Annotated in this window: 9 protein-coding genes and 1 pseudogene; 9 read left to right on the forward strand and 1 reads right to left on the reverse strand. The window is 71.3% G+C overall.

Annotated features, from left to right (window positions below; genetic code table 11):
- The 6 genes from A9W96_RS00065 to aroQ all read left to right on the forward strand — a co-directional run.
- The coding region (locus A9W96_RS00065) for an ABC transporter permease (protein ID WP_067137213.1) at nucleotides 1-771 on the forward strand (771 nt) is incomplete at its 5' end.
- A 17-nt stretch (nucleotides 772-788) separates the two neighbouring features.
- A complete protein-coding gene (gene nikE, locus A9W96_RS00070) occupies nucleotides 789-2,399 on the forward strand; it encodes an ABC transporter ATP-binding protein (protein WP_067137215.1) in 1,611 nt (536 codons plus the stop codon).
- A gap of 65 nt (nucleotides 2,400-2,464) precedes the next feature.
- The gene (gene aroC, locus A9W96_RS00075) at nucleotides 2,465-3,670 is read left to right on the forward strand and encodes a chorismate synthase (RefSeq protein WP_067021567.1); all 1,206 of its coding nucleotides are present in this window, start codon (nucleotides 2,465-2,467) and stop codon (nucleotides 3,668-3,670) included.
- The gene (locus tag A9W96_RS00080) at nucleotides 3,670-4,194 is read left to right on the forward strand and encodes a shikimate kinase (protein ID WP_066863481.1); all 525 of its coding nucleotides are present in this window, start codon (nucleotides 3,670-3,672) and stop codon (nucleotides 4,192-4,194) included. Before aroC ends, A9W96_RS00080 begins: the two co-directional genes overlap by 1 nt.
- Nucleotides 4,191-5,285: a 3-dehydroquinate synthase gene (gene aroB, locus A9W96_RS00085; protein WP_066863478.1), complete on the forward strand. Its 1,095-nt coding sequence runs from the start codon at nucleotides 4,191-4,193 to the stop codon at nucleotides 5,283-5,285. The genes A9W96_RS00080 and aroB overlap by 4 nt, the downstream gene beginning before the upstream one ends.
- Nucleotides 5,282-5,728: a type II 3-dehydroquinate dehydratase gene (gene aroQ / locus A9W96_RS00090; RefSeq protein ID WP_066863476.1), complete on the forward strand. Its 447-nt coding sequence runs from the start codon at nucleotides 5,282-5,284 to the stop codon at nucleotides 5,726-5,728. The genes aroB and aroQ overlap by 4 nt, the downstream gene beginning before the upstream one ends.
- Here aroQ and A9W96_RS00095 read toward each other — a convergent pair.
- Nucleotides 5,725-6,399, reverse strand: coding sequence for a B-4DMT family transporter (locus tag A9W96_RS00095; RefSeq protein WP_197499350.1), 675 nt, complete (start codon nucleotides 6,397-6,399; stop codon nucleotides 5,725-5,727). The two genes, aroQ and A9W96_RS00095, sit on opposite strands and share 4 nt — an antisense overlap.
- A gap of 33 nt (nucleotides 6,400-6,432) precedes the next feature.
- Between A9W96_RS00095 and A9W96_RS00100 the strand changes: the two genes are divergently transcribed.
- The 3 genes and pseudogenes from A9W96_RS00100 to A9W96_RS00110 form a co-directional block, all read left to right on the forward strand.
- Nucleotides 6,433-7,542, forward strand: a complete 1,110-nt coding sequence (locus A9W96_RS00100) for a Xaa-Pro peptidase family protein (protein WP_067021564.1) — start codon at nucleotides 6,433-6,435, stop codon at nucleotides 7,540-7,542.
- 46 nt (nucleotides 7,543-7,588) lie between these two features.
- Complete coding sequence (locus A9W96_RS00105) at nucleotides 7,589-7,813, forward strand: hypothetical protein (protein WP_066876378.1); 225 nt, start codon at nucleotides 7,589-7,591, stop codon at nucleotides 7,811-7,813.
- A gap of 125 nt (nucleotides 7,814-7,938) precedes the next feature.
- Nucleotides 7,939-8,042 (forward strand): annotated as a pseudogene (locus A9W96_RS00110) (elongation factor P); the annotation flags it as partial.

The raw sequence follows: 8,042 nt of genomic DNA on the forward strand, positions 1-8,042 counted from the left end.
TCCGCGGCGCTGCTGATCCTCGTCGCCGCATGGGCGGTCGCCCCCGGGCTGTTCACCGAGCGAAACCCGGTGAAGGGCAAGCCCGTCGACAAGTTCCAGCCGCCCAGCTCGGTGCATTGGTTCGGCACCGACCACCTCGGCCGCGACGTGCTGACCCGGGTCATCTACGGGACTTCGCACACCATCGCGACGGCCGGGTTGGCGGTGGCGGTAGGACTGCTGATCGGCAGCGTCGTCGGCATCCTGGCCGGCGTGTCCGGCCCCGCCGTCGACGCGCTCGGCATGCGATTCGCCGATGTGCTGCTGGCGCTGCCGGGTTTTCTGGTGTCGGTGTGGATCGTCACCGCCTACGGCCCGGGCCCGCTGTCGGTCGGCATCGGTGTCGGCATCGGTTCGATCGCGATCTTCGCCCGGGTGTTTCGCGCCGAAGTGCTTCGCGTCCGGGCGCTGGACTATGTCGAGGCCGCCTTCTTGTCCGGGGAGACCCGGTGGTCGGTGATCCGCCGGCACATCGTGCCCAACGCGGCCGGGGTCGTGATCGCCCTGACCGTCATCGATCTGAGCAGCGCGATCCTGTTGATCTCGGCGTTGGGTTACCTCGGCTACAGCGCCCCGCCGCCAACCCCGGAGTGGGGGCTGCTCATCGCCGAGGGCCGCCGCTACCTGGCGACCGCGTGGTGGCTCACCACGTTGCCCGGCGCCGTGGTTCTGCTGGTGATCCTGGCGCTCGGTGTGGTGAGCCGCCGGGCGCTGACATCCAACCGGATCTGAACGCAAGGAGACGCACCGTGTCCCCACCGCTGCTCGACGTGTCCGGCCTGACCGTGACCTACCCGGGTGAGGTGCCCAAGGTGGCCCTCGACCACCTCGACCTGGCGGTGTTCCGGGGCGAATTCGTCGCCGTGGTCGGCGAATCCGGTTCGGGCAAAACCACTTTGGCGAACGCGGTGCTCGGATTGCTGCCCCCGGCGGCGACCATCACCGCGGGGTCGCTGGCCATCGGTGGCCGTGACGCGCTCGGCCTGAGTGAGCGCCAGTGGTGCGGGCTGCGTGGCAGCGCCGTCGGGTTGGTGCCGCAGGATCCGGCCACGTCGCTGAACCCGGTGCGCACCATCGGATCTCAGATCGCCGAGGTCTTCGCCCTGAAGAAGGAGAAGCTGTCCCGGCGCCAGTTCCGTCAGCGCTGCATCGACCTGTTGGACCGGGTCGAAATCGACCGCCCCGAGCAGCGACTCAAGCAGTATCCCGGTGAGCTCTCCGGGGGCATGCGCCAGCGCGTGCTGCTGGCGATCGCGTTCGGTCTCGGTCCCGACCTGTTGATCGCCGACGAGCCGACCTCCGCCCTCGACGTGACCGTCCAGCGTCACGTTCTGGCCGTGTTCGACCGGCTCGTCGCCGAGCACGGCACCACCGTCGTCTTCATCACCCACGACATCGGCGTGGCCACCGATCACGCGTCGCGCATCGTGGTGATGCGCGACGGCGCGGTCGTGGAAGACGCCGCGGCCGACGCGATCGTCGCGGCGCCGCGCACCGAGTACGCCGCGCACCTGATCCGCCGGCTCGGCGCCCAGGCGCCGGCCGCCGGTCACACCGATGCCGAGGAGGTCATCGAGGTCGCGGGCGTCGCCAAGGAGTTCCGGATCGGCGCCCGGGGCAAACACACCGCGGTGGCCGACCTGACCTTCGCGGTCCGGCGCGGCGAGACGCTGGCCCTGGTGGGGGAGTCCGGGTCGGGGAAGTCGACCACGGCGAAGATGATCGTCGGCCTGCTCAAGCCCAGCCGGGGAACGGTGGCCGTGCTGGGCCGCGACATCGCCTCGCTGTCGGCGCGGGGCCGGCGCGAGCACTGGCAAGACATCCAGTTCGTGTATCAGAACCCCGGTTCGGCGCTCGACCCGCGCTGGACCGTCCGCCAGATCCTGGAAAGCCCGCTGCGCTCCTACGGGATAGGCGACAAGGGGGAGCGGGCCCTGCGCGTCTCGGAGGCGGTGACCGGCGTCGGCCTGACCCCGGACAAGCTCGACCGGCGGCCCGCCGAGCTGTCCGGCGGCGAATGCCAGCGCGTCGCGATCGCCCGCGCGCTGGTGGTGCGACCGCAGATCGTGCTGCTCGACGAACCGCTGTCGGCGCTGGACGTCGTGACGCAGGAACAGATCATCGGCCTGCTGCTGCGGCTGCAGGAAGAGCTGGGCCTGACCTACCTGTTCATCTCCCACGATCTGTCGGTCGTCCGGCGCGTGTCCCACCGCGTCGTGGTGCTGCGGGCCGGGCGGGTGGTGGAAAGCGGCGCCACCGCGGCGGTGTTCGCGGCGCCGGCGGCGGACTACACCCGCGCGCTCCTGGACGCCACACCGGGGCGGCGGCTGGCGCATCTGGCGCTGTCCGCCTCCGGATAGCGGCCGGCACCGCCGCGGGCTGCGCGAATCGGCTTTTCGGAAGTCGACATGGGACAATGGGACCCGTGTTGCGTTGGATCACTGCTGGGGAGTCGCACGGCCGCGCGCTGGTGGCCGTGCTCGAAGGCATGGTCGCCGGTGTGGAGATCACCTCCCTCGACATTTCCGAACAGCTGGCCCGCCGCCGCCTCGGTTACGGCCGCGGCGCCCGGATGGCGTTCGAGCGGGACGCGGTGAGCGTGCTGTCCGGGGTGCGTCACGGGGTCACCCTCGGCGGGCCCATCGCTGTCGAGATCGGCAATACCGAATGGCCGAAGTGGGAGACCGTGATGGCCGCCGACCCGGTCGACCCGAGCGAGCTGGCCGACAGCGCGCGCAACGCGCCGCTCACCCGGCCGCGGCCCGGCCACGCCGACTACGCGGGCATGCTCAAGTACGGCTTCGACGACGCCCGGCCGGTGCTGGAACGGGCCAGCGCCCGCGAGACGGCGGCCCGCGTCGCGGCGGCCACCATCGCCCGCGCGTTCCTGCGCCAGGCGCTGGGCGTCGAGGTGCTCTCGCACGTCATCGCGATCGGCCCGTCGGCGCCCTACCAGGGCCCGCCGCCCGGCCCGGGCGATCTGCCCGCGATCGACGCCAGCCCGGTGCGCGCCTTCGACAAGGCGGCCGAGGAGGCGATGATCGCCGAGATCGAGGCCGCCAAGAAGGACGGCGACACGCTCGGCGGGGTGGTCGAGGTGGTGGTCCTGGGCCTGCCCATCGGGCTGGGCTCGTTCACCAGCGGCGACAACCGCCTCGACAGCCAGCTCGCCGCCGCCGTGATGGGCATCCAGGCGATCAAGGGCGTCGAGATCGGCGACGGCTTCGAGACGGCGCGCCGCCGCGGCAGCCGCGCCCACGACGAGATGTATCCGGGCCCCGACGGGGTGGTCCGCTCGACCAACCGGGCGGGCGGCCTGGAGGGCGGCATGACCAACGGCCAGCCCCTGCGGGTGCGCGCCGCGATGAAGCCCATCTCCACGGTGCCGCGGGCGCTGGCCACCGTCGACATGGCGACCGGCGCCGAGGCCGTCGCGATCCACCAGCGCTCGGACGTCTGCGCGGTGCCGGCCGCCGGCGTGGTGGTCGAGGCCATGGTGGCGCTGGTGCTGGCCCGCGCGGCGCTGCAGAAGTTCGGCGGCGACTCGCTGGCCGAAACCCGCCGCAACGTCGAGTCCTACCGGCGGGCGGTCGCCGAGCGGGAGTCGCCGGCCGCCCGGGGTACCGCGTAATGGCGCCCAGGGCTGTTCTGATCGGTCTGCCGGGATCGGGCAAGTCCACCATCGGCCGGCGGCTGGCCAAGGCCCTCGGGGTCGACTTCCTGGACACCGATGTGGCCATCGAGCAGCGGACCGGGCGGCGCATCGCCGACATCTTCGCCACCGACGGCGAGCCGGAATTCCGCCGCATCGAGGAGGAAGTGGTGCGCGCCGCGCTGGCCGATCACGACGGCGTGGTGTCCCTGGGGGGCGGCGCCGTCACCACCCCGGGGGTGCGGGCGGCGCTGGCCGGTCACACCGTCATCTACCTGGAGATCAGCGCCACCGAAGGCGTGCGGCGCACCGGCGGCAACGCCGTGCGTCCGCTGCTGGCCGGGCCCGATCGCGCCGACAAGTACCGCGCGCTGCTGGCCGAGCGCAGCCCGCTGTACCGGCGGGCGGCGACCATCCGCGTCGACACCAACCGGCGCAACCCCGGCGCGGTGGTGCGCTACATCGTCTCGCGGTTGCAGGCTCCCGCGGGGGCCGCGACATGACCCGCTCGGGTGAGCCCGTCACCATCGAGGTGGCCGTCGACCCGCCGTACCCGGTGATCATCGGTACCGGCCTGCTGGGCGAGCTGGACGAACTCCTCTGCAACCGGCACAAGGTGGCCATCGTGCATCAGCCGGTGCTGGCCGAGACCGCCGAGGTGATCCGAGGCCGGTTGGCGGACAAGGGTGTTGACGCGCACCGCATCGAAATCCCGGACGCCGAAGACGGCAAAGACCTTCCGGTCGTGGGCTTCTTGTGGGAAGTGCTGGGCCGCATCGGGATCGGGCGCAAGGACGCGTTGGTCAGTCTCGGCGGCGGCGCGGCCACCGACGTCGCGGGGTTCGCGGCGGCCACCTGGCTGCGCGGCGTCGACATCGTGCACGTGCCCACCACGCTGCTCGGCATGGTCGATGCGGCCGTCGGCGGCAAGACGGGGATCAACACCGACGCGGGCAAGAACCTGGTCGGGTCGTTCCATCAGCCCCACGCGGTCCTGGTCGACCTCGCGACGCTGCAGACGTTGCCGCCCAACGAACTTGTGGCCGGGATGGCCGAAATCGTCAAGGCGGGATTCATCGCCGATCCGGTGATCCTCGACCTCATCGAGGCCGATCCGCAGGCCGCCGTCGACCCGTCGGGTGACGTGCTGGCGGAACTGATCCGCCGCGCGATCGCCGTCAAGGCGGAGGTGGTGGCCGCCGACGAGAAAGAGTCGGAGCTGCGCGAAATCCTCAACTACGGGCACACATTGGGCCACGCCATCGAGCGCCGGGAGCGCTACCAGTGGCGCCACGGCGCCGCGGTGTCGGTGGGTCTCGTCTTCGCCGCCGAGCTGGCCCGGCTGGCCGGCCGGCTCGACGACGCCACCGCGCAGCGCCACCGCACCATCCTGTCCGCGCTCGGCCTGCCGGTCAGCTACGACGCCGACGCGCTGCCGCAGCTGCTGGAATACATGGCGGGAGATAAGAAGTCGCGCGCCGGGGTGCTGCGGTTCGTGGTGCTCGACGGGCTGGGCAAGCCGGGCCGGCTGGCCGGACCCGACCCGGCGCTGTTGGCGGCGGCATATGCCGGACTCGCGCAGGAGGCTTCGTGACCACGACTGTGAACGTCATCAACGGCCCGAACTTGGGCCGGCTGGGGCGCCGCGAGCCCGACGTGTACGGCGACACGACGCACGATCAGCTGGCGGCGCTGATCGAGCGCGAGGCCGATGACCTGGGCCTCAAAGCCGTTGTGCGGCAAAGCGATAACGAAGCCGAGCTGCTGGACTGGATCCACTCGGCCGCCGACGCGGGCGAACCGGTGATCCTCAACGCCGGCGGGCTCACCCACACCTCGGTGGCCCTGCGCGACGCCTGCGCCGAGCTGAGCGCACCCCTGATCGAGGTGCACATCTCCAATGTCCATGCCCGCGAGGAGTTTCGGCGGCATTCCTACCTGAGCCCGGTCGCCACCGGCGTGATCGTCGGGCTGGGGGTACAGGGCTATCTGCTCGCCCTGCGCTATCTGGCCGGAAAGCCCGGCGCCGACAGCTAGCCCTTGCCGTGCTCCGGCTTGGTGTGCTCGTCGCCGCGGTGGATCACTTCGGTCTTGGGGTCGTGCTCGGTTTTGCCGATCGATTCGGTGGGCTCTTCGCGCTCGGCGGTGGCGACGGCCGCGGTCCGCGCGTCGGTCTGGTGGCTGGACGTCTGCGCGGGAATCTCGCCGGTAGGCGCGTCGTCACCGCGAACCGCGGAGAACACGTCGGTGTCGGCCCGTTCGTCGTCGGCGCCCGGCCGCCGCGGCGGGGGATTGCGGTCCACCCGCCAGCGCCCGATGGTCACGCCGATGATGGCGGGCAGGAAGACGCACAGCGCGGTGAAGGCGGCGAAGGTGGTGAGCTCGTTGAGCAGCCCGCCGGTGTACAGGCCCTTGTAGAAGAGCGCGATCAGCCAGGTCACGGCGCCGCTGAGCACACCGGCCAGCAGGCCGGCCAGCAGCCACGTCATCGCCAGGTCGCCGCGGCGGTCCGGATCGGGGTTGGCGCGGGCGTCGGCCCGGCCGTCGAGCACCCCCCACACGGCCACGCCGATGATGAACAGCACCAGCAGCACCACGCTGAACAACCCGGCGTTCGTCTGCCACGCGTTGATCAGTGCACCTTGGAACAATCGGACGACGACCATCGCCGTGGCGTAGACCAATCCGCGCAGCATCCAGTTACTCATGGCCCAAAAGCGTAGCGAGTACCGTCAAGACCTGTGACACATTCACAGCGTCGAGACAGGCTCAAAGCACGACTCGAGGCCAGCGGATTGGATGCGCTGCTGGTCACGGACCTGGTGAACGTCCGTTACCTTTCCGGTTTCACCGGATCCAACGGCGCGTTGCTGGTGTTCGCCAACGGTCGGGGCCCCGTGCTGGCCACCGACGGGCGCTACCGAACGCAGGCCGCCGAGCAGGCGCCGGACCTCGAGGTCGCCATCGAACGGGCCCTCGGGCGCTACCTGGTCGGGCAGGCCGCCGAGGCCGGCGCGCAGAAGCTGGGCTTCGAAAGCAACGTGGTCACCGTCGACGGGTTCGACGCCCTGACCCGTGAGCTCGACGACCGCAAGGCGGCCACCGAGCTGGTCAAGGCCGCCGGCACGGTCGAAGCGCTGCGCGAGGTCAAGGACGCCGGCGAGGTCGCGCTGCTGCGGCTGGCCTGCGAGGCGGCCGACGCCGCGCTCAGCGACCTGGTGGCGCGTGGCGGCCTGCGGCCGGGCCGGACCGAACGCGAGGTGAGCCGCGAGCTGGAGGCCCTGATGCTCGACCACGGCGCCGACGCGATCTCGTTCGAGACCATCGTGGCCGCCGGGCCGAATTCGGCGATTCCGCACCATCGCCCGACCGATGCCGTGCTGGCCAGCGGCGATTTCGTGAAGATCGACTTCGGCGCGCTGGTCGGCGGCTACCACTCCGACATGACCCGCACCTTCGTGCTCGGCAAGGCCGCCGACTGGCAGCTGGAGATCTACCAGCTGGTCGCCGACTCGCAGCGGGCCGGCCGGGAGGCGCTGCACGCCGGCGCCGACCTGCGCGAGGTGGACGCCGCGGCCCGCCGGGTGATCGCCGACGCCGGTTACGGCGAGCAGTTCAGCCACAGCCTGGGCCACGGCGTGGGCCTGCAGATCCACGAGGCACCGGGCATCGGCGCCACCTCCACCGGCACGTTGCTGGCCGAGTCGGTGGTGACCGTGGAACCCGGCGTCTACCTGCCCGGCCGCGGCGGGGTGCGCATCGAGGACACCCTGGTGGTGCCGCAGGAGGCCGGCGGCACATCACCGGAATTGCTGACCAAGTTCCCCAAGGAGCTGGCCGTCCTGGGGTAGCCGTCGCGCGGCCGGGGGGCTTGCCCCCGCGAGTACAGTCGGGGACGTGAACGGGGTGGCACGGGGTTTGGCGCGCCTGCGGGACTTCCGGTGGGACGTGTACGCCCAGCCCCTTCGCGAGACGCGGCTGGAAATGCAGATCGTCTACTTCGCGATCCACCTGCCGTTCGCCAGCGGGGTTACGGTCCACCTCCCGCTGCTGACCATGATCAAGCCGTTGCCGTCGCCCGACGAGCACGCCGCGGCCGGGCGCGAACCGGCGCGCCGCTGACGGAGTTTCGCCCGTCGGCCGCGCGACCCCGGCCCGCGAGGCCCGGCCCCGCGGCGCTCTAAACTAGCCGACAAGTCGCAGACAGTCCGCAGACGACTGTCCATCCCGAGGAGATATACCGAACCGTGGCAAGCACTGCCGATTTCAAGAACGGACTGGTGCTGGTGATCGACGGCCAGCTGTGGCAGATCGTCGAGTTCCAGCACGTCAAACCCGGCAAGGGCCCGGC

Source organism: Mycobacterium sp. 1245852.3 (genome assembly GCF_001669335.1).
Taxonomy (GTDB): Bacteria; Actinomycetota; Actinomycetes; order Mycobacteriales; family Mycobacteriaceae; genus Mycobacterium; species Mycobacterium europaeum_A.

Excerpts from the sequence above, each read along its gene's own strand:
- A9W96_RS00080 (WP_066863481.1), top strand. The coding sequence starts at position 3,670 with ATGGCGCCCAGGGCTGTTCTGATCGGTCTGCCGGGATCGGGCAAGTCC.
- A9W96_RS00095 (WP_197499350.1), bottom strand. The coding sequence starts at position 6,399 with ATGAGTAACTGGATGCTGCGCGGATTGGTCTACGCCACGGCGATGGTC.
- aroB (WP_066863478.1), top strand. The coding sequence starts at position 4,191 with ATGACCCGCTCGGGTGAGCCCGTCACCATCGAGGTGGCCGTCGACCCG.